The 19,997-nt window shown below is 30.5% G+C and carries 21 protein-coding genes; 8 read left to right on the top strand and 13 right to left on the bottom strand.

What is annotated here, in order from left to right; all coding sequences use genetic code 11:
* Positions 1-109 precede the first annotated feature (109 nt).
* Both ABMY20_RS14225 and ABMY20_RS14220 read left to right on the top strand, forming a co-directional pair.
* Positions 110-769 carry a hypothetical protein gene (locus ABMY20_RS14225; RefSeq protein WP_159610605.1) on the top strand — a complete coding sequence of 220 codons (660 nt, stop codon included), beginning with the start codon at positions 110-112 and terminating at the stop codon, positions 767-769.
* Between the two features lie 3 nt (positions 770-772).
* Positions 773-2,041: an MFS transporter gene (locus ABMY20_RS14220; RefSeq protein WP_047788068.1), complete on the top strand. Its 1,269-nt coding sequence runs from the start codon at positions 773-775 to the stop codon at positions 2,039-2,041.
* Positions 2,042-2,129: 88 nt separating this feature from the next.
* On the opposite strand, the gene ABMY20_RS14215 is transcribed toward ABMY20_RS14220, so the two are convergent.
* The 7 genes from ABMY20_RS14215 to ABMY20_RS14185 all read right to left on the bottom strand — a co-directional run bounded on the left by ABMY20_RS14215 (position 2,130) and on the right by ABMY20_RS14185 (position 8,925).
* Positions 2,130-2,621 (bottom strand): hypothetical protein, encoded by a 492-nt coding sequence (locus ABMY20_RS14215; RefSeq protein ID WP_047788080.1) that lies wholly within the window; start codon positions 2,619-2,621, stop codon positions 2,130-2,132.
* A gap of 94 nt (positions 2,622-2,715) precedes the next feature.
* The gene (locus tag ABMY20_RS14210; protein ID WP_073182370.1) at positions 2,716-4,362 is read right to left on the bottom strand and encodes an FAD-dependent oxidoreductase; all 1,647 of its coding nucleotides are present in this window, start codon (positions 4,360-4,362) and stop codon (positions 2,716-2,718) included.
* 112 nt (positions 4,363-4,474) lie between these two features.
* Positions 4,475-4,909, bottom strand: a complete 435-nt coding sequence (locus tag ABMY20_RS14205; RefSeq protein WP_073182369.1) for a YHS domain-containing (seleno)protein — start codon at positions 4,907-4,909, stop codon at positions 4,475-4,477.
* A gap of 1 nt (position 4,910) precedes the next feature.
* Positions 4,911-5,366: a YHS domain-containing (seleno)protein gene (locus ABMY20_RS14200; protein ID WP_073182368.1), complete on the bottom strand. Its 456-nt coding sequence runs from the start codon at positions 5,364-5,366 to the stop codon at positions 4,911-4,913.
* Positions 5,367-5,422: 56 nt separating this feature from the next.
* Positions 5,423-6,601: an alanine racemase gene (locus tag ABMY20_RS14195; protein WP_349265606.1), complete on the bottom strand. Its 1,179-nt coding sequence runs from the start codon at positions 6,599-6,601 to the stop codon at positions 5,423-5,425.
* A 4-nt stretch (positions 6,602-6,605) separates the two neighbouring features.
* Positions 6,606-7,892: a D-arabinono-1,4-lactone oxidase gene (locus ABMY20_RS14190; RefSeq protein ID WP_349265605.1), complete on the bottom strand. Its 1,287-nt coding sequence runs from the start codon at positions 7,890-7,892 to the stop codon at positions 6,606-6,608.
* A gap of 58 nt (positions 7,893-7,950) precedes the next feature.
* Positions 7,951-8,925, bottom strand: a complete 975-nt coding sequence (locus ABMY20_RS14185) for an acyl transferase (RefSeq protein WP_073182365.1) — start codon at positions 8,923-8,925, stop codon at positions 7,951-7,953.
* A 104-nt stretch (positions 8,926-9,029) separates the two neighbouring features.
* Here ABMY20_RS14185 and ABMY20_RS14180 point away from each other — a divergent pair, with 104 nt between their 5' ends.
* Genes ABMY20_RS14180 through ABMY20_RS14170 form a run of 3 tightly spaced genes read left to right on the top strand, consistent with a single transcriptional unit; the run spans position 9,030 to position 11,364 of the window.
* Positions 9,030-9,434 carry a hypothetical protein gene (locus ABMY20_RS14180; RefSeq protein WP_047788073.1) on the top strand — a complete coding sequence of 135 codons (405 nt, stop codon included), beginning with the start codon at positions 9,030-9,032 and terminating at the stop codon, positions 9,432-9,434.
* The gene (locus ABMY20_RS14175) at positions 9,427-9,978 is read left to right on the top strand and encodes an RNA polymerase sigma factor (protein ID WP_317039777.1); all 552 of its coding nucleotides are present in this window, start codon (positions 9,427-9,429) and stop codon (positions 9,976-9,978) included. Before ABMY20_RS14180 ends, ABMY20_RS14175 begins: the two co-directional genes overlap by 8 nt.
* A gap of 3 nt (positions 9,979-9,981) precedes the next feature.
* The gene (locus ABMY20_RS14170; protein WP_349265604.1) at positions 9,982-11,364 is read left to right on the top strand and encodes an outer membrane beta-barrel protein; all 1,383 of its coding nucleotides are present in this window, start codon (positions 9,982-9,984) and stop codon (positions 11,362-11,364) included.
* Here ABMY20_RS14170 and ABMY20_RS14165 read toward each other — a convergent pair.
* Positions 11,361-12,413: an isoaspartyl peptidase/L-asparaginase gene (locus ABMY20_RS14165; RefSeq protein WP_349265603.1), complete on the bottom strand. Its 1,053-nt coding sequence runs from the start codon at positions 12,411-12,413 to the stop codon at positions 11,361-11,363. The two genes, ABMY20_RS14170 and ABMY20_RS14165, sit on opposite strands and share 4 nt — an antisense overlap.
* A 110-nt stretch (positions 12,414-12,523) precedes the next feature.
* On the opposite strand from ABMY20_RS14165, the gene ABMY20_RS14160 reads away from it, so the two are divergent.
* Positions 12,524-14,065: an aldehyde dehydrogenase family protein gene (locus ABMY20_RS14160; protein ID WP_167712591.1), complete on the top strand. Its 1,542-nt coding sequence runs from the start codon at positions 12,524-12,526 to the stop codon at positions 14,063-14,065.
* Between the two features lie 75 nt (positions 14,066-14,140).
* On the opposite strand, the gene ABMY20_RS14155 is transcribed toward ABMY20_RS14160, so the two are convergent.
* The 5 genes from ABMY20_RS14155 to ABMY20_RS14135 all read right to left on the bottom strand — a co-directional run bounded on the left by ABMY20_RS14155 (position 14,141) and on the right by ABMY20_RS14135 (position 18,150).
* The gene (locus ABMY20_RS14155) at positions 14,141-14,524 is read right to left on the bottom strand and encodes an ankyrin repeat domain-containing protein (protein WP_047788101.1); all 384 of its coding nucleotides are present in this window, start codon (positions 14,522-14,524) and stop codon (positions 14,141-14,143) included.
* Positions 14,525-14,634: 110 nt separating this feature from the next.
* Positions 14,635-15,774, bottom strand: coding sequence for an ATP-binding protein (locus ABMY20_RS14150; RefSeq protein ID WP_281979497.1), 1,140 nt, complete (start codon positions 15,772-15,774; stop codon positions 14,635-14,637).
* 3 nt (positions 15,775-15,777) lie between these two features.
* Complete coding sequence (locus tag ABMY20_RS14145; RefSeq protein ID WP_349265602.1) at positions 15,778-16,533, bottom strand: SDR family NAD(P)-dependent oxidoreductase; 756 nt, start codon at positions 16,531-16,533, stop codon at positions 15,778-15,780.
* A gap of 134 nt (positions 16,534-16,667) precedes the next feature.
* Positions 16,668-17,585, bottom strand: coding sequence for a hypothetical protein (locus ABMY20_RS14140; protein WP_349265601.1), 918 nt, complete (start codon positions 17,583-17,585; stop codon positions 16,668-16,670).
* A gap of 103 nt (positions 17,586-17,688) precedes the next feature.
* Entirely contained in the window at positions 17,689-18,150 is a 462-nt protein-coding gene (locus ABMY20_RS14135) for a hypothetical protein (RefSeq protein ID WP_159610621.1), read from the bottom strand.
* 77 nt (positions 18,151-18,227) lie between these two features.
* On the opposite strand from ABMY20_RS14135, the gene ABMY20_RS14130 reads away from it, so the two are divergent.
* Together ABMY20_RS14130 and ABMY20_RS14125 are read left to right on the top strand one after the other, a co-directional pair.
* Complete coding sequence (locus ABMY20_RS14130; protein WP_349265614.1) at positions 18,228-19,337, top strand: FAD-binding oxidoreductase; 1,110 nt, start codon at positions 18,228-18,230, stop codon at positions 19,335-19,337.
* Positions 19,338-19,358: 21 nt separating this feature from the next.
* Positions 19,359-19,811 (top strand): GreA/GreB family elongation factor, encoded by a 453-nt coding sequence (locus ABMY20_RS14125; RefSeq protein ID WP_173361117.1) that lies wholly within the window; start codon positions 19,359-19,361, stop codon positions 19,809-19,811.
* Positions 19,812-19,997: the final 186 nt, after the last annotated feature.

Here is a 19,997-nt window from a genome sequence, read left to right as displayed (position 1 = left end):
AAAATTCTGATTAACAAAGTTTTTAATTAAAAATATTAGATATTTTAATTATGAAATAATTTTACTATAAGTTTTATTTTTGTTTCTTTGGTTTAAAATTAAACAAAAAATGAAAACAATTCAAGAAGCTGTTGAAATAACTATCAGAAAAACTCCTTTCATAGAGGAGGCTCTTAATGAAAAGTTAATTAATGTGTCATCGTTAGCAAGAGAAATTTTACCTGAAGTTTCTAAACTTTTAAAAAAAGAAGTAAAAGTAGGTGCTGTAATGATGGCTATTAACAGGTTATCTCCAGCAAATGAATTGAGAGTTAGAAAAAATATTAAAAGACTTGCTTTAAATTTGGGTGACGTGATTGTCCGTTCTGATTTATGTGATTTTACATTCAAAAATACAACGTCTTTATTAAAAGAAATTGCTAAAATTTTAAGTAAATCAGCAGATAGTAAAGATTATTTCTTAACGGTTTCACAAGGTATTTTTGAAACAAATATTGTAACAAGTAAAAACTTACACCCTTTTGTTGAAGAAATTTTTAAGAAAGAAGCATTAATTAATAATGTAAACGATTTAGCTTCTATAACTATAAAACTACCAAAAGGAAACTTAGATCAATCAGGTATATACTATTTTATTTTAAAACAATTTGCTTGGGCAAATATAGCGGTACAAGAAGTAATTTCTACAACACATGAAATGACTATAGTAGTAAAAGAAAGAGATGTAAATGAAACATTTGCAATTTTAATGGATTTGAAATTAAATTAATTTATGGAAAAAAAAGACCCCTATGCTTCCTTAAGAATTAAAGAATTTAATATTTTTCTTTTAGTACGTTTTGCCTTAGTATTTGCATGGTCTATGCAATTTATTATTATCGAATGGCAGGTTTACAGTATCACTAAAAATCCATTATCATTAGGAATTATTGGACTAATGGAAGTAATTCCTGCAGTATCCATGGCGTTGTTTGCTGGTCATATTGTAGATCAAAAAGAAAAAAGAAATCTACTAGCCTTGTGTATTGGCCTATTTTCACTCATAAGTTTAGGACTATTCTTTTTAACATTGCCTAGTTTTATTGAAGATTGGAATAAAAATACTGTGCTATATGCTATTTATGCTCTGGTCTTTTTTGGTGGATTATTACGTTCTTTTTTCGGACCTACGATTTTTTCATTAATTGCTTTAATTGTACCTAAAAAATTATATCCTAACGCTGCAACATGGAGTAGTTCAACTTGGCAAATAGCTTCAGTATTAGGACCAGCTTTTGCAGGGTTTACTATTTCTTGGATTGGAGTACATTGGTCTTTATGTGTTGTATTTGGTTTAGTTTCAATATCATTTTTTACGGTATTTTTTATAAAAAAGAAACCAATTCTAAATCCAAAAATTGGAGAACCCGTAATGAAAAGTTTAAAAGAAGGAGTACGTTTTGTATATAAAACAAAAGCTATTTTAGGAGCACTTACATTAGATATGATTTCGGTATTATTTGGTGGAGCAGTAGCATTATTACCAGTATATGCTCAAGATATTTTAAAAGTTGGACCAGAAGGGTTTGGTGCATTGCGTGCAGCACCAGCCATAGGAGCCTTTTTAACGATGTTAGTTACTGCATATATACCTATAAGTAGAAATGCAGGAATGAAGCTTTTAACAGCTATATTTGGTTTCGGAATTTGTATTATAGTATTTGGTTTATCAACCGTTTTTTGGATTTCTATTGTAGCCCTATTTTTTAGTGGTGTAACCGATGGTGTTTCTATGGTAATTCGTCAAACCATTTTACAATTAAAAACACCTGATCATATGCGTGGTAGAGTAGCTTCAGTAAATTCTATGTTTGTAGGTTCTTCTAACGAATTAGGAGCTTTTGAAAGTGGGGTAACAGCAAAGTTAATGGGAACAGTAACAGCAGTGGTTTTTGGTGGTACTATGACTTTAATTACCGTTATTACTACTGGAGTTTTAAATCCAACGCTTAGAAAGTTAGATTTAACTAAAGATTTGGAAGAGCATGAGAAGGAAGAATGATAAGTAAACTGATGTTCTATAGATATAAATAAAAATGCCTAGAAATAATTTTCTAGGCATTTTTAATATACTTTTTAAAGTAAATCAATTATGACATATCAAAATAATTGATTTTTGTAATTTTTTTAGTAGTTTGATCAAAATTAATATTAATAAAAACATCACAACTATCACATTCAGCATATAAAATACTCTTAGAGCCATTTCTACCAGTTGTTAAAGCAACTTCTCCTAACTTACTTATTGGATCACCAACAGTAATTGTTATTCCTTTAATAGTAAAAGTAGCTTCATTACTTAAAACATCTAAAGACTCGATATATGGTTTTCTTCCAGAAGTAGAAAAATCTAGTTTTAAACCATTAAACTTAAAATAGTAATAAAAACCATTATCTTCAAAAGAAACAGTTGCACCTAATAAAGACTCTACTTTAGCTTGTTTACCTAAAGTTTTTTTAATATCAGTTAAGGCAATATTATTTATTTTAATATTATCAAAATCAGAGTTCGAAATAATATTAGTTTGACTTTTTGCTATAAACGCGGTTAATAGAAAAAATACTAGTATTAGTTGTTTCATATTACTTAAAAATTAATTGTATAAACCCTTTCGAAGAACGAGGGTTTTGCAGTCGCCAAAGATATAATACTCGATTAATTTTCTATGTAAGAAACTAGTTAAATTTTAAGGTTAAAGCTATTTTTTTATCCAATTCTTGTTGATGTTTTAAAGTTGTATTTTCATCCCAATTAAAGCGGCTTGTAAATTCTTGAATAACAAAGTTTTTATAAAGATCAACACTAGGTTTATCAAAAAATAAACGACCAGTTCTTCTCATAAAGAAGTCGGTAGGAGTACAGGTCATTTCATGCTTTATTACAAACCATATTTCAGCTTTTAATAAGCGCTCTTGTATATTTTCTTCATTAAGCTCATCAAACTTATCTAAAATAAGTTCGGTTTGTTTACCATAGTTATATACTAAATAACTGGCATCTTTTTCAGTAAAACCATGTAATTTTAGTTGTTTATAAATTTGATTAATGTATAGTTTTACTGATTTATAATTTTGAAAAGGCCCTCCTGATAAAACAATTTCTTCAGTTTGAATTGGATCAAATTCAACTTCAAAACGACGTTTCATTTTTTTCGCAACAATATCCACAATCCGTTCTGCCATTTTTCTATAACCTGTTAATTTTCCTCCAGCAATTGAAATTAACTTGGTATCAGAAACAAAAATTTCATCTTTTCTAGATAATTCTGAAGCCGATTTTCCTTCTTCGTGAATTAACGGGCGTAATCCTGCCCATGATGATTGAATATCATCTATGGTTAATTGAATATCAGGAAACATGTTATTTACTGCTTCAATTAAATACAAAGCATCCACCATTGAGGTTTCAACGGTGTCTTTATCTTCTTGATAATTGGTATCGGTAGTTCCAAAATAGGTTACTTTTCCACGAGGAATAGCAAACATCATACGACCGTCTGGAATATCGAAATACACAGATTGTTTTACGGGTAATTTTTCATGCGGAACAACTAAGTGAACTCCTTTGGTTAAATGTAAACGTTTTCCAATTTTAGAATTGTTAATTTGTCGCAATTCATCTACCCATGGTCCAGCTGCGTTTACTACATATTTAGCTCTAATATCATAACTTTCTTCAGTAAAAGCATCCGTTACTTTAGCACCTACCACACGCTTATTTTCGTAAATAAATTCGTCTGCACGCGTGTAGTTTAATATTTGTGCGTCGTATTGACTTGCTGTTTTTAAAACCTCTATAGTTAAACGAGCATCATCAGTACGATATTCTGCATAAAAACCAGCACCATTTAAAATACTTTTAGGTAATAAAGGTTCTTTTTCTAACGCTTCTTTTTTATCAAGCATTTTACGTTTATCATCTCCTTCAACAGAAGCTAACACATCGTATACTTTTAATCCGATAGATGTTAGCCATGAACCGTAAGTTCCGCCATCAATTAATGGTAAAATCATTTTTTCAGGAATTACCAAATGTGGCGCTAGTTTATGAACAATAGCACGCTCAGTACCCACTTCTTTTACCAACCAAAAATCAAATTGTTTTAAGTAGCGTAAACCTCCATGAATTAGTTTGGTAGATTTACTAGAGGTTCCCGAAGCAAAGTCATTTTTTTCAATTAAAGCGACTTTCATTCCACGTGAGGCAGCATCTAAAGCAATACCTGCACCTGTAATACCACCACCAATCACTAGAATATCAAATTCGGTAGTTTGTAATTCTTGTTGAATGTTTTTTCTATTGAAAGAAGAGAAATTATTCATAGAGCTGTTTTTATTAACCAAAAATAAGAATAAAAAGAAACGATAAGCATAAAAAAAGAGCTGAAATTATCAGCCCTTTTAGAAGTCGCCCCCACAACTATTAAATCTAAAACTAACGATTCAATTTTTTCCAATTAGTATCTGCTTGTTTTTTGAGCTCTTCTGGATTTTCTTTTAACCACATTTTTAAAGTATTGGTTCCCCAAGAGTTATAAAATAAATACAGTTTACCATCTCGTATTTCAAAAGTTTTCGGATCAATATCCACCTTTTCACCAGTTTTTCCAATGGCATAGGCGCAGTACCCTCCATATTGTGGATTATATTTTTGAGGATTTTTAAGGAAAGTAGCTAAATTTTCTTTTGACGAAAAACGAAAGGAAACGTTATTATATTTAGTTGTAATTTTTTTATTTCCTTTTTCGGCTTTATTATGAAAATAACTTACTACATCGTAACCTTTAGCAATAACTCCGTTTTTGGTATTGTATTCTTGTGAGAAGACAATACTTGAAAAAAATAGAAAGAAGATAAATATATGTTTCATTTTATTTTTTTTTATGTTTTAGTTCTTCCCAGTTTATATCTCCCTGATTTTGTAACTTTTTAGTATCACCATTTTTCCAATCATCAAGTTTGCTAGAAAGCCAAGAACTATAAAAAAGATATAATTTACCATCTCTAATTTCATAAGCTTCTGCATCAATATACATTTTAGTTTTCTTAGCAGCTACAGCATATGCACAATATCCACCATATTGAGGAATGTATTTTATTGGATTTTCTTTGAAAAGGGATAAATTTTCTTTTGAAGAAAACTTGAATTTAGCTCCATCATAAGTTGTTTGAAACTTCTTTATTCCTTCAACAGGTTCACTATTTGTAAAGTAAGAAACAACATCGTAACCTTCAGCTACATAACCTTTTTTTGTATTGTAGTCAGTTTTTTGAGCGTATAATGCAGTAGAGACTACTACTAAAAGTAGTGTAATAAAGTTTTTCATTGTTTGTAGATTTTATGAGTAGTCGATGAAAAACAAAAAACATTACAATTGAATAATTAAGAATTATTTAATAATTGCCAAGGCTGTTGAATTTTACCGTTTTTAATAGGCAAAATTTCTCCAAATTGTAAAAAAACAAACTCACTTTGGTGTGGTCTTAAAAAGACAAAATCATCTACTTGTAAAGGTATGTTTTTAGGAACATTAATCATTGTTTGATTAGTAGAAGAACCAAACAAATTATTCTGTTTTACCCCTATAGGGTAGTAATAGTCAGCTTTCCAAAAACCGCCATAAATAAAAGCAGATTTCTTACTAAAAATTTGTTTTACTTTTTCTAAACCTGGAAGCGTTGTATTTGAAAAAGTTTTTAAAACTGGTGTTGCTATAAACGTTGCTGGTTTATAGTTTTTTAATGAAAGAATATCAAATGTTGTAGGTTTTACAAAGCATGAACCAATGGCAATATCGTTTATTGGAGAATTTTGTTCTTTGTGTAAGTTTAAAGTAGGGCTTCCGGCTCCGTTAAAGGTTAAATTTTCATTCCATAGCTCTGGAAAATCATTTTTAACTAAGGTTTTACAGTCTTCATAATATTGATTCGCTAATCGTAGTGCTTTCTTTTGAGAACGAATAATCTTTGGAAGTTTTACTACATGTGGATCATAACCCATAAACCCAGAAAATTCAACAAAATTTTGATTGTTTTCAATAAGTGATAGTACTTTTGTTAAACTTTTTAAAGAAGAAAACCCACCGCGGTGTAAACCCACATCAATTTCAATATTCAATCGTAATTTTTGATTGAGTTGTTTGGCTAAATTGATGTATTCTTCAATCCTTTTTTTGGTATCAACTAACCATTGAATTTGAGTAAATGGGTTAAATCCGTTGTACTCTTGAGGTAAGTTGTTGTAAAAATATTCCGCAGTTTTTATTGGCATGGGTTTACCCAATAAAATATCAGCTTTGTCCCCCAATCGAGCAACTAAATCAGTTAAAAAAGGTTGATGAAAAACCATCAACTTGCTTGAATGTGTTTTTTCTAATATATATTCAATTAATTGGACCGAAGGCAATGATTTTATCACAACTCTGAGTGATGCATCTTTTCTAAAATTAGAAAGTGCTTCTGCTATATTTTCATCTAGAATATCTAAATCTACTAACAAACAAGGAATGGCCCGTTGGTAGTTTTTAAGTTCTTTATTTAAGATTTTAAAATAAGCATCCATAATATTAAATACCTAATAGTTTTTGAAGATACGGGTTCACAAATATATTTTCTGGATCATGTTCTTTTCTGAAAGTCATAAATTTGGTGAATTTAGGGTACATTCTAGCAATATCATCCGAAGTAAATGTATTCATTTTACCCCAATGAGGTCTTCCGTCATAGGCTTTAAAAACTTCTTCTAAAGCAGCAAAATAAGCACTACTATCTTTTTTATTGTATACGTGACAAGCAATATATGCCGAATCCCTTCTGTAGGCAGGGCTCATAAAAACATCATCTCCTTTTACCCAGCGATTTTCAATAGGAAAATGAATATTGAACTTTTTTGAGTTGACAATTTTTTGCACATCCTTAAATACATCTTGATAGGCTTCTGCAGGAATATTATACTCCATTTCATGAAACTTAACCATTCGTTGTGTTGCATATACTTTATGACTATGATATACTTTTTTTACGTTACTTATACTAGCTGCTGTAATGTTAGCAACTGTTTTGTTTTGTGAAGGAAAAACTTTTGCAAACTCGCACATCAACTTAAAAACATAGTTTTCGAGTACATATTCTGTCCAATAATTAAAAAAGTTTACTTTATCAGGCTCAGAATATTCAACAATATTTGAAGTTTTTGTCCAAGCAGTATTTGTGTATGGAATCCAGTAAAACTCAAAATTACGGTTTTGAGAATTTCTTTTGTCCAAAGTAGCCAACACATCGCTTAATTTCTCCTTTTTGTTTTGAAGTTTTAGTTTATAGGCTGGAACACATTGTAAAGTAACTTCAGTGATAATGCCTAAACAACCTAATGATACTTGAGCAGTTTTAAATAACTCAATATTTTTTTCGGTAGAACACTCAATGATTTCACCTTTTCCATTCACAAATTTTAATCCAACGACTTGGTTACTGATAGATTTAAGTTCGATACCTGTTCCATGTGTACCTGTACTTATGGCTCCTGCAATTGATTGAACGTTGATGTCTCCCATGTTTTCCATAGCTAATCCTTCTTTAAAAAGTAGTTCGCCTAATAAAGAAAGTTTCGTTCCTGCTTTTACAGTAGCTTGATTTTTTTCTTTGTTTATTGAAATGAGTCCTTGAAAGTTATCGAGAGTTACTAATATTTCGTCAGTACTACATAAAGAAGTAAAAGAGTGACCAGAACCAATGACTCTAATTTTTTGATTAAATTGTATAGCTTTTAAAACAAGTTGTTGAATTTCATTTTCCGAATGAGGAAATGCAACTGCAGATGGATTCCACCGTACATTTTCTGCCCAGTTTTTCATAAGACCTTGAAATAATAGAGGTTAATTGACTGGGAAGATAGTAAAAAATAAAAAAGGATTACAAAACCATCAAATTACAACCGCGTATATCTGAATTATCAAAACGTCCTATAATTTCAAAACTATTGTCTTGGTATACCTTTCCTAAATCTTGTGTAGCAATAAAAGAACAAGAATTGTAGTTTGCTAAATCAATTACATTAATTCCGCCTGATTTTCCTTTAGGTAAAATAGTCAAAGCATCTTCAGTATCACGAGTTAAGACTTGCATCCAAGGCGGACAGTTAAAAACACCATTTCCTTTTGAATATCCTTGACTTAATAATTCTGTCATTCCATATTCAGAATGAATTTCATTTACTCCAAAACCATTGCTTAAAATCGCATGTAATTCGTTACGAATAAGCTCTTTTCTTCTTCCTTTCATTCCACCTGTTTCCATAATAATGGTATTAGAAAGATTGAATTCATATTGTTCTACCAAATCTAATAAAGCAAAAGAAACGCCTATAAGTAATACTTTTTTTCCTTGTGAATCTAAATTTGTAAGCTTTTGAGCAAGTTCATCTAAATTGTTGAGGTAAAATCCACTTTCAGGATGTTGAGAACGTTTAATTAAGTCTTCAACCATATAAATCAAAGAAGATCCTTTACGTTCTAAATAATTGGGTAACAAAGCTAGTACAACATAGTCTTCAATATTACCGTAAAAATGTTCAAAACCTTTTAAATAGCTGGTTTCGTACCAAGATAAATCGGTAACTAAATGCTTACTGGTTGTACTTCCTGTAGTACCAGAACTTGTAAAGGTTTCTTGAATTTCATTTGTAGACGAAAGTACTTCTCGAGTTTTAAAAAACTGAATAGGTAAAAACGGAATTTGTTCAATAGTATGTACATCAGAAGGATGAACGTATATCAAATCACAAAAAGAACGATACACTTTATTATTTGTAAACTGATGTTTAAAAACTTGTAGTGCAGTTTTATTAAAATCTTCTGTAGACTGTATGTTAAAAATGGTGTTCTTCATAAACTTTTACAAAAGTAAGAGTATTCGACGCAACCTTTTTAATTTTTTTTCATCTACTATATAAACCATGGAAAGTTAAAATAATAACCCTAATTATATATGTCATGAAAAAAATTTTAATCCTTTTTTTAAGTGTATTTACGTTTTATTCTTGTTTAGATGATGACAGCCCTAATGTTAGATATGAGTTTTTAAAGGTTGATAGTGCCACAACTCCTGAAAGTTTTACATTCGGAGAAGTTGATACAATTAAGATAAAGTATACACTACCCAATAGTTGTTACTCTTTTAATGGATTGTATTATCAAAAAGTGGATACAACTAGAATTGTAGCTGGTACAGCAATAGTAGCTCTTGATGTTGCTTGTACTCAAGATGTAAGACAAGAAGAATATGCTTTTCCTGTTGAGGCAACACAAGAAGAAGATTATGTTTTTAAGTTTTGGAAAGGTAAAAATGATGAAGGAGAAGATGTATACGAAGAAGTGGTAATTCCAGTAAATTTGTAACATCAATTTAGAAAAACTCATACAAGGATGCTGTCATCAAAATATCACAGCGCAAGCGCAAGTTTACCAGTTGTTTTCTGGTAAACTTTTTGCGCTGTGTTTAAAGTATTCACGTAATTATCAAGATGCAGAAGATACATTACAAGATAGTTTTTTAACTATTTTTAAAAAGATGCCTCAATATCAGCATAAAGGTTCTTTTGAAGGATGGATGAAGAGAATAACTATAAATACAGCATTACAAAAGTATAGAGAAAAATCACCTTTACAGTTAGTTTCAGAAGCTCCTGATGAGGAAATAGTAGAAGAAATAGAGCTTGAAACTGAAAATGTGAATATTGATGTTTTATTAGAGCTCATTCAAAGTTTACCAGATAGGTATCGTTTAGTTTTTAACTTGTATGTATTAGATAATTATTCACATAAAGAAATAGCAGAATTATTAAATATTTCTGTAGGAACATCAAAATCAAACTTATCACGAGCAAGACAGATATTGAAAAAAGAAATGGAATTGTATCAAGCGAAAGAGGCAAAAGCATAACTGATGGAAGAAAAAAATATCGATAGACTATTTCAAGAAAAACTTAAAGATTTGGAGGTAACTCCAAATGAAAATGTATGGAATGCTATTGAAGAAAAGCTCAAAAAAAAGAAAAAACAGCGTGTTTTTCCTATTTGGTGGTTTTCTGGAGGGGTTGCAGCTATGCTTGTTTTAGGTTTTTTGTTTTATCCATTTACTTATGAAAAGGGAAATATAGATGGTACAGATGTAATTATAGTTGAATCACCAAAACCAGCAACTAAAGAGCAAGAAAATAAAAATGAAGAATTAAAAGATAATTTATTAATAAAACCAACAAAAGAAAATATAAGGGAAATACTTGTTGTAAAAGAAGTAACGAAAAAGAAAAATAATTTGAAAGAAAAACATCGTAAAAACGAAGTTTTAACCGCTAATCATGTTGTGAAGGTTAGTAAAAAAGAATTGCAAGAAAAAGATAGCAATAACGTGTCAAGTAGAGTAGTTGAAGGGGCTTTACTGGCTAAAAATGATGTTGTGAAAGAAGAAAATTCTGCTGGCAAGCTTGAAAATAGCTTGCCAGTTCTTAAAAAAGAAGAAAAAAGTTTTTTCAAAAAAAACAATGATACAATTCGTAAGATTATAAAACCAAAAAAAGATTTTTTAGCGGTTGTAAATGCTGAAAAGGATAAAAAAGAAGAGGATAAGATAAAGAAACTTTGGACCGTTTCTCCAACAGTAGCAGTATTAAACTCAAATTCTTTTTCTAAATCATCTCCAATAGATGCAAGTTTATCAAACTCTACAAAAGGAAGTACAAGTTATTCTTATGGTGTTCAAATTGCTTATCAATTAAGTAAAAAATGGTCTATTCAGTCAGGAGTACACCTCCAAGAAATGGAGTATTCTAATACCAACGTAGCTGTTAATCCTGCAAATTCAAGTACTGCAAGTGTAGCTTTTAGTTCAGGAGAAAGTTATGAGTTAAATGATACTTCTCAAATAAATTTTAGTACAAATTCAGTATCCATTAGCTCAGGTAGTCTAGATGGTGAGTTGAATCAAAGTTATGGATATATTGAAGTTCCAGTAGAAGTTAAGTATAGTGTATTAGAAGGAAAAAAGCTAAAAACACAATTAGTTATGGGTTTTAGTTCTTTGTTTTTAAATAAGAATGATGTAAACTTAAAAACTACCGATTTTTCAACATCAGGAGAAGCAAACAACTTAAATAGCGTTAACTTTAGTGGAAATTTAGGGGTAGATTTTAGTTATAAGTTCAGTAAAAAATGGTCTTTAAATATTAATCCAATGTTAAAAACCCAATTAAATACATTTAAAAATGATTCAAATGGGTTTCAGCCATACTTTATTGGTGTTTATACAGGTTTAAATTATCAGTTTTAATCGTTGTAAATTTTAATTACTAAATTACCTTTATCATCCATTGAAGCTCTATACATTCCTGCAGTATTAAACTCAAAAGACATATTTCCATTTTTATCAAGTGCAACAACACCACCAGTTCCACCAAGCTTGGTTAATTTATTTTGAATCACATCTTTGGTAGCTTCTTTTAATGATTTTTGTTGATATTCCATTTGAGCAGAAATATCATACGCTACTTGAGATCTTATAAAGTATTCACCCCAACCAGTTGAAGAAACACCACAGGTTTTATTATTTGCATAAATACCTGAACCAATAATAGGAGAATCTCCAATTCGTCCCCAACGTTTGTTAGTCATACCTCCAGTAGAAGTTCCTGCAGAAATGTTTCCTTTTTTATCCAGAGCAACGCAACCTACTGTACCGAATTTACTATTTTTAATGTCAATATCATAAAAAGCAGCTTCTTTATCATCATGATCTAACTCCGTTTTTTCTTTGTCTTTAATTCGTTGTAAAGATTTAAAGCGATTCTCAGTATAAAAATAACTCGGGTCTACAATCTTCAACCCTTGTTCTTTAGCAAATTGAGAAGCTCCAACTCCTGAAAGCATTACATGATCAGAGTTTGTCATCACCGTTCTAGCAGCTTCAATAGGGCTTTTTATATCTTTTACTCCGGCTACTGCACCAGCATTCAATGTTTTTCCATCCATAAAAGAAGCATCTAATTCATTAGTTTCTTCATGTGTAAACACAGCTCCTTTTCCAGCATTGAAAAGAGAAGACTCTTCCATAACTTGAATAGTTTTTACAACGGCATCACCACTAGAACCACCGTTCTTTAAAATCTCATATCCTGTTTTTATAGCTTCCTCTAGCTTAGCTTTATAAGCAGTTTCTTTTTCGGGAGTCATATTCTCTTTTAAAATGGTACCAGCACCCCCATGAATAATAATAGCGAACTCATTAGTAGGAGTATTATTTAGCTCTTTGGAAGTTACTTTAGATTGATTGCAAGAAAATAGTAACAAAATTAAAGCAAGGTAGTTGTAAATATTTTTCATTATTTTGTTAATTTTTAAACAAACTAAGTTGTTTTTGTTTAATTTATTAATTGTAAAATTATTCGTAGTTTTGAGTTTTAAATATAAAAACTAAAATTACAATATAAAACATGGCAGATTTTGGTATTAAAGAAGCTTTAGCTCAATTAGGCTTAAAAGATATAAACAACGGAACTTCTACAGGTTCAGTAAACTTTGCAAATGGAGAAGTTATTGAAAGTTATTCACCTGTTGATGGTAAGTTAATTGGTAAAGTAGTAGCAAGTACTCGTGAAGATTATAATAAGGTGATGGATGTAGCTACAACTGCTTTTAAAGAGTGGAGAGCAATGCCTGCACCTCAACGTGGAGAAATTGTTCGTCAATTTGGAAACAAGTTAAGAGAATTAAAAGAACCATTAGGTAAGTTAGTTTCTTACGAAATGGGAAAATCTTACCAAGAAGGTTTAGGTGAGGTTCAAGAAATGATTGATATCTGTGATTTTGCTGTAGGTTTATCTCGTCAGTTAAACGGACAAGTAATTCCATCAGAAAGACCAGGACACGTAATGAGAGAGCAATGGCACCCATTAGGAGTGGTTGGTATTATATCAGCATTTAATTTCCCTGTGGCTGTTTGGTCTTGGAATACAGCATTAGCTTGGATTTGTGGTAACGTATGTGTATGGAAAGGTTCAGAAAAAGCTCCTTTATGTTCAGTAGCTTGCCAAAATATTATAGCTGAGGTTTTAAAAGCTAACGATTTACCAGAAGGAATTTCTTGTATTGTTAATGGAGATTACAAGGTTGGTGAATACATTACTGAAGATACTCGTATTCCTTTAGTATCAGCTACTGGTTCTACAAGAATGGGACGTATTGTTGGTGCTAAAGTTGCTGAGCGTTTCGGTAAATCATTATTAGAATTAGGAGGAAACAATGCAATTATTATTACTCCAACTGCTGATTTAAAAGTAGTAGTTCCTGGAGCTGTATTTGGTGCTGTAGGTACTTGTGGTCAGCGTTGTACATCAACACGTCGTTTAATCATCCACGAATCTGTATATGATAAAGTAAGAGATGCGATTGTTGGAGCTTACGGTCAAATTAAGATTGGAAACCCATTAGATGAAAACAATCACGTTGGTCCATTAATTGATAAAGATTCTGTAAATACATATTTAGCTGCTATTGAAAAAGCAAAAGCTGAAGGAGGTAAGGTATTAGTTGAAGGAGGCGTTTTAGAAGGAGAAGGTTATGAAAGTGGTTGTTACGTTAAACCAGCAATTATTGAAGCTGAAAACCATTATGAAATTGTTCAACATGAAACATTTGCTCCAATTTTATACTTGATGAAGTATTCAGGAGATGTTGAAAACGCTATTGAATTACAAAATGGAGTAGCGCAAGGATTATCTTCTTCAATTATGACAGCAGAAATGAAAGAAGCTGAAAAATTCTTATCATTTGCAGGATCTGATTGTGGAATTGCAAATGTAAATATAGGAACTTCTGGTGCTGAGATCGGAGGTGCTTTCGGAGGTGAAAAAGAAACAGGTGGTGGACGTGAGTCTGGATCTGATGCTTGGAAAGTATACATGCGTCGTCAAACTAACACGGTAAACTATTCTGATGAGTTACCTTTAGCACAAGGAATTAAGTTTGATTTATAAGAAAATATAATTTTCAAAACATAAAAAAGTCACATCGAAAGATGTGACTTTTTGTTTTTAATTAAGTAGGATACATTACTTTCCTAAAGCTTTAGCAATAACTTTATAAGACTCATGTGCTTTTGACATTTTAGCATATTCTAAGGCAGTATATCCTCTTTCAGACTTTGTTTTTAATTTTGCTCCGTTATCAATTAATAATTGAACAATATCTGCTTTGTTATATCTAGCAGCAAACATTAAAGGAGTTAGTCCTGTAGACTTTCTGTTAATATCTGTTCCGTTTTCAACCATAGCTTTTACAGCCTCAAAGTTTCCAGCTCTAATTAATTTACAAAAAGTACTTACATTAGGGTATTCTAGGTTAGTTTTAACAGGTGTTTCATATGGAGTTGAAGTAGCAGTAATAGTTCCGAAGGATAAAGTAATTGCTAAAGCTGATAAAATTAATTTTTTCATGATGTTGTGTTTTTATGATTAGGTTACAGCTAAAAGACGCCTATAAAAACAAAACGTTTCACCAAAAACAGACACTTAACAATTATTTAAGATAAGGTCTTAAAAATCTCTTAATGATATTTTACTTTTCGTATTACTCGCATAGCTTCTTTGTATTTAATATAGGTAGTTTTATCTTCTAAGTTTTTGATATAATTTTTTGCTTTTTTAAGTTGTAGAGGAGCAATTTCAAATCCATTTAAATAACAGATTAGATAGGTAGTAGGTAGTCGATATACATCTTCATGTTCAATAACAGAAAGAGGTTTGTTGTTCACAATTTTAGCGATGATACTATTATTATTATCATAAATAAGTTGTAAAATATCGTTATGGTATTGAGGAGCTTCAAATAAAAATTCCGTAACAATATCATGCTTTCCGTTATCTTTAAAGTTAATAATTGTTTTTTCTAACGGATAGCGTTTTTCACTCTTATCAATCCCTAAAACAATGTATTCGGTGATAATAAAAGACTGTTCGTTGTAACTAATTTGTACATCATCTAACGAAGAAAAAAACAAACGTACTTGTTCGTTTACCAACTCAATATCAACACGAGTAAAAAACGCTTCATTATTTATAATTTTCTTTTTTCCTGCCCAACAAAGCACAAACTGTTCGTTAAATACTTTGTATTGCGGATTATATTCTGGTTTGTGCCTATTAATAAAGTCGAAAACGCCATCAAGGGTAAGTTGAATATTGTTACTTGCGTTTTTTTCAATGGCTTCAACAATAGCTTTGTTGTTATTCTTTAAAATAAAACCTTCTTCAGCAGGCATAGAATTACTACCTCTACGATAAAAAATAGTTCCTTTACGATATTTCCAGACATTTTTGGCTAAAGAGGTAATTAATTTGGTAGGATAAATAGTTACTAATCCAATTACTTTGTGGCGTTGCAAACGTGGAAAAGGAACATTTTCATATTCTATTTTTGGTGGATTATTCAGATAAGCATTTACCAAATTTTGAATTTTGCTATCATCATAAAAATCAACTCCTATAATTTTATTTTCTTCATCCTCAATACCAATAACAATATATGAGTTGTTGTTAGGGTTTGAATTAGAAAGTGCACAAACGTGTTTTATAAACTTAGCTTTTCCTTCTTTAGAACCAAAGGATAATTTTTGTTTTTTATCATAAAAACTATTCTCGTCGTTATGAGACAGTAAGTTTTTAATTAAAAGACGTTTGTTAATCACAACTTAAGCGTTTTTGTTCACAATAGTTGCACTAGCTTGCGCTGTAGGGTATACAATTAAATCTTCAATATTTACATGGTATGGGCGAGTAATTACAAAGTGAATAATATCTGCTATATCTTCAGGTTGTAGTGCTTTGTATCCTTGATATACAGTTTTAGCTCTTTCAGAATCTCCTTTAAAACGAACATCAGAAAACTCAGTTTCTACCAATCCTGGGTGAATGGCACATACGCGAATATTGTGTTGATTCAAATCAATACGCATTCCTTTATTTAAAGCGTTTACAGCGAACTTTGACGCACAATACACATTTCCGTTAGGATACACATCTTTTCCTGCGATAGAGCCAATATTTACAATGAAACCATTGTTTCGTTCTACCATTTGAGGAATAATAGCTTTTGAAACGTATAATAAGCCTTTAACGTTTCCGTCAATCATAGCGTCCCAATCGTCAATATTTCCATTTTGAATGCTGTTTAATCCATGAGCATTTCCAGCATTATTAATAAGAATATCAATATGTTTAAATTCGTCAGGTAAACTATTGATCGCATTTTGTACTTCTTCGTTATAACGAACATCAAACTGAAGTATATGTACTTTGGTAAATTTTGATAATTCTTGTTGCAGTTTTTGTAGCTTTTCAACACGTCTACCACAAAGAATTAAGTTGATGTTATTTTTAGAAAAAAGTTGAGCGGTTGCCTTACCAATACCTGAGGTTGCTCCAGTAATTAAAGCAGTTTGTTGCATGGTTTTTTGTTTTGTATAAAGGTAATATTTTTTATGTTAAGCCACCATTATAAAATGAAAAACCGCCCCTAGCGGAGCGGTTTCTTTTAGTTGGCTACTACACCAACCAAAAATCAACTAACCAAACTTTATTTTTATTTCCTTTTAGGAACTGTTTCTCTTTTTATTTTAGTACGTTTTCTACCGCTACTCCTTACAGCTGGTTTTGTAGTACTTGTTTTTTCTGCTTTTAAATACTGGATAAATTCTATACCAGAAAAAATATATGTTGTTCTTGAACTTACGTGCTTTAATCGTATTGTTTCGTCATTTATAACGGTTAAATCAAACTCTTCAGTATCTCCGTTATCATAATTAAGTGTTAAATATTTTAGATTGTTTTCTCCTATAACATTTCTAACAATATAACTTCCTTCAAAATCCCAATTTATATAATCAACATTTGTGCCAAAAGGGTCATGTGATGAATAGAATGTCACATCATTTTTATGAGTAAATTTTAGATAATGCTCGTTATCAAAAGGATTTGGAGTACCTCCAGTTTCATCAGTTCTTTCCCAAGCTTTAAATTCTTGTAAGAAATACTCAATATTTTCATAAAACAACATGTTATAATCAAATGTATCTGTTTGATACCCTACTAGATAATAACTTAAATTTTGTGATAAATCATCAATTCTAATTTCGTTATTAGAAAGTTGTACTACATCAAATTCAAAATATCCATCTATATCATGACGCGTTTCTAAAATTGTTCCGTATGTACTATAGTTACCAACAGCTATACCTAAACCATTTCCTGTTTTACCAATATCAACAATATTATTATTTGCATACATGGTTCCGTTTAAAAAAGAAATAGTAAAAGCTCTTGATAAAAAAGGAACTTCGCCACTACCAGTTGTTCTGTGATAATCTACATACCATAAATCATAACTTGAAATATATTCGTTTAAAGAAAAACCATCATCTACAATTTCATTTCTTACAACACATGACGTAAGTGTTACACCACCAATAAGTAGTATTAAAAGTAATTTTATACGTTTCATAAGCATTCATTTTATGGTTATGCTTATATGTTTTCAAATTACGTGCCAAAAATAAAAAACACCTCTTTTTTGAGGTGTTTAAAGTTATTCTATACTAAGGTTTTTATTGCATAAAGACCTTATCTTTTTTTATAATGTTTTCTATTTTAACGTAGTGTGTTTTCCCTTCAATAATATAAGAAACCATTGCTTCATTTTCTTTTAATTCAAAAGGAAATTCTTCTTTAGGAGTGTTACCAAACTCTTTTTTAGGATCAGCATGTAAAATAAGATCATTTAACTCATTAGATGAGGTTTTATAACGAGCAGCAATGTATTGTTTATCGTTATGTTGCTCAACAACAGCTTTGGTAATCCTATTTTGAAAATATACTTTTTGAAAGTCAACTGGCTTCTCAGCAGTAAAATTAATAATCAAGTTAGTAGAGTTATAACTACCTTTTACACCTCCTGTTACATGAGAATAACTTGCAGATTCTATTTTGAAAGGATGATTGTTCTCCATTTTTACACTTGCGCATTTCGTAAAGCTTAGAGCTAAAATTAAGATTCCAATTAATTTCATAGAGTTGTTTTTTAATGTTTAAATTTAGACATTCAAGGAGTATGCCAAGTCACAAATATAATCAGATTTATATGAAGTTGAATTTCAGTTACTGGGAACTAAAAGAGTGGTTTACAAATGTTGATTTTACTGTAGTAGGAAGTGGAATTGTGGGGTTAAATTGTGCATTACAATTAAGAGAAAAATACCCCAAGGCAAAAATTCTAGTTTTAGAAAAAGGAGTGTTACCACAAGGAGCCAGCACTAAAAATGCAGGTTTTGCTTGTTTTGGAAGTTTATCTGAACTGATAGATGATTTAAATACACATACCGAAGAAGAGGTTTTTAGCTTGGTAAAAAAACGTTGGCAAGGTTTACAGCTTTTACGCACCACACTGGGCGATAAAAACATAGATTTTCAACAAAATAAAGGATATGAATTGTTCTTAACAACAGAATTATACGAATCGTGTTTAGAGCAAAAAACATCGATAAATGAGCTTTTAAAGCCGTTGTTTTCTAAGGATGTTTTTTCGGTTGATGATAACAAGTTTGGGTTTCAAAATATTCATCAACAATATATAACCAACCAGTTTGAAGGGCAAATAGATACTGGTAAAATGGCGGCTAATTTGTTAAAAAAGACATTGTCTTCAGGAATAAAAATTATCAATAATATTCAAGTTAAAGAATTTATAGAAAACAACGATGAAGTAGAAGTAAAAACGAATCAGATTGAGTTTACTACTAAAAAATTATTCATTGCTACCAACGGATTTGCAAATAAATTATTGAAAGAAAATGTACAACCTGCACGAGCACAGGTATTAATTACGAAACCGATTGAAAATTTACATATAAAAGGAACTTTTCACCTAGATAAAGGATATTATTATTTTAGAAATATTGATAATAGAATTTTGTTTGGAGGAGGAAGAAATTTGGATTTTAAAGGTGAAGAAACTGATGAGTTTGGACAAACATTGCTTATTCAAAACAAATTAGAAGAAATTTTAAAAACAACAATTTTACCGAATACTAAAGTTGAAATAGAACATCGCTGGAGTGGAATTATGGGGGTTGGAAATCAGAAAAAAGCGATTGTAAAACAGCTTTCAAATAATGTGTTTTGTGGTGTACGATTAGGAGGAATGGGAGTTGCTATAGGAAGTTTGGTAGGAAAAGATTTAGCACAACTTGTAAATTAGTATTACTTAGAAAAGTAAGAAATGAATATTAAAGAAGAACTATACAAACAATGTGAGTTGTATGTAAATAAACGTTTACAAACTGTAGAAGAAACAATTTCTTCTCATCAAAAAGCATTACAATCTGAAACAAAAAGTTCTGCAGGAGATAAACATGAAACCGGTAGGGCAATGCTACAGTTAGAAATGGAAAAAGCGAGTCAGCAACTTAGTGGAGTTTCTCAAATGAAAGAAATGCTTGCAAAAATTAATATAAATTCAACTTCAAAAATTGCTCATTTAGGCAGTGTAGTTATAACCACCTCAACTATAAACTATTTCATTAGTGTGAGTGTAGGATTGTTAACTTTTGAAAATAAAAAATACTTTGCAATATCTCCATCTTCACCCATAGGAAAGTTAATTTTAGGTAAAAAGGAAGGAGAATCTTTTGAGTTCAATGGATTAAAAAGTGTCATTAGAGAAATTTTTTAAGAAAAAGTAGGGTAAAACAAAAATAACTTGTTTTACATGCAGGAAAGGTTGTTATAACCAGAACAGAAAAAGAAGCTATAATACACTTTTATCTTTTGGTGTTTAAGATGGTAAGGGTGTATTTTTTTAGAAAAAAAATTTATTTTAAGATAGTTGAGTAATAATTATAGAGATAGTTATTATTGG

It is taken from the genome of Tenacibaculum sp. SSH1-16 (assembly GCF_040104435.1).
In the GTDB taxonomy this organism is placed as follows: domain Bacteria; phylum Bacteroidota; class Bacteroidia; order Flavobacteriales; family Flavobacteriaceae; genus Polaribacter; species Polaribacter mesophilus.
The sequence above is the reverse complement of the archived record's forward strand: the minus strand, read 5'-3'. Positions and strand labels throughout refer to the sequence as shown.

Coding starts and splice junctions, on each gene's coding strand:
- ABMY20_RS14145 (WP_349265602.1), bottom strand. CDS start 16,533: ATGCAACAAACTGCTTTAATTACTGGAGCAACCTCAGGTATTGGTAAG.
- ABMY20_RS14205 (WP_073182369.1), bottom strand. CDS start 4,909: ATGAAACATATATTTATCTTCTTTCTATTTTTTTCAAGTATTGTCTTC.
- ABMY20_RS14165 (WP_349265603.1), bottom strand. CDS start 12,413: ATGAAAAATATTTACAACTACCTTGCTTTAATTTTGTTACTATTTTCT.
- ABMY20_RS14125 (WP_173361117.1), top strand. CDS start 19,359: ATGAATATTAAAGAAGAACTATACAAACAATGTGAGTTGTATGTAAAT.
- ABMY20_RS14210 (WP_073182370.1), bottom strand. CDS start 4,362: ATGAATAATTTCTCTTCTTTCAATAGAAAAAACATTCAACAAGAATTA.
- ABMY20_RS14225 (WP_159610605.1), top strand. CDS start 110: ATGAAAACAATTCAAGAAGCTGTTGAAATAACTATCAGAAAAACTCCT.
- ABMY20_RS14140 (WP_349265601.1), bottom strand. CDS start 17,585: ATGAAACGTATAAAATTACTTTTAATACTACTTATTGGTGGTGTAACA.
- ABMY20_RS14215 (WP_047788080.1), bottom strand. CDS start 2,621: ATGAAACAACTAATACTAGTATTTTTTCTATTAACCGCGTTTATAGCA.
- ABMY20_RS14220 (WP_047788068.1), top strand. CDS start 773: ATGGAAAAAAAAGACCCCTATGCTTCCTTAAGAATTAAAGAATTTAAT.
- ABMY20_RS14185 (WP_073182365.1), bottom strand. CDS start 8,925: ATGAAGAACACCATTTTTAACATACAGTCTACAGAAGATTTTAATAAA.
- ABMY20_RS14180 (WP_047788073.1), top strand. CDS start 9,030: ATGAAAAAAATTTTAATCCTTTTTTTAAGTGTATTTACGTTTTATTCT.
- ABMY20_RS14190 (WP_349265605.1), bottom strand. CDS start 7,892: ATGAAAAACTGGGCAGAAAATGTACGGTGGAATCCATCTGCAGTTGCA.
- ABMY20_RS14135 (WP_159610621.1), bottom strand. CDS start 18,150: ATGAAATTAATTGGAATCTTAATTTTAGCTCTAAGCTTTACGAAATGC.
- ABMY20_RS14170 (WP_349265604.1), top strand. CDS start 9,982: ATGGAAGAAAAAAATATCGATAGACTATTTCAAGAAAAACTTAAAGAT.
- ABMY20_RS14160 (WP_167712591.1), top strand. CDS start 12,524: ATGGCAGATTTTGGTATTAAAGAAGCTTTAGCTCAATTAGGCTTAAAA.
- ABMY20_RS14195 (WP_349265606.1), bottom strand. CDS start 6,601: ATGGATGCTTATTTTAAAATCTTAAATAAAGAACTTAAAAACTACCAA.
- ABMY20_RS14200 (WP_073182368.1), bottom strand. CDS start 5,366: ATGAAAAACTTTATTACACTACTTTTAGTAGTAGTCTCTACTGCATTA.
- ABMY20_RS14155 (WP_047788101.1), bottom strand. CDS start 14,524: ATGAAAAAATTAATTTTATCAGCTTTAGCAATTACTTTATCCTTCGGA.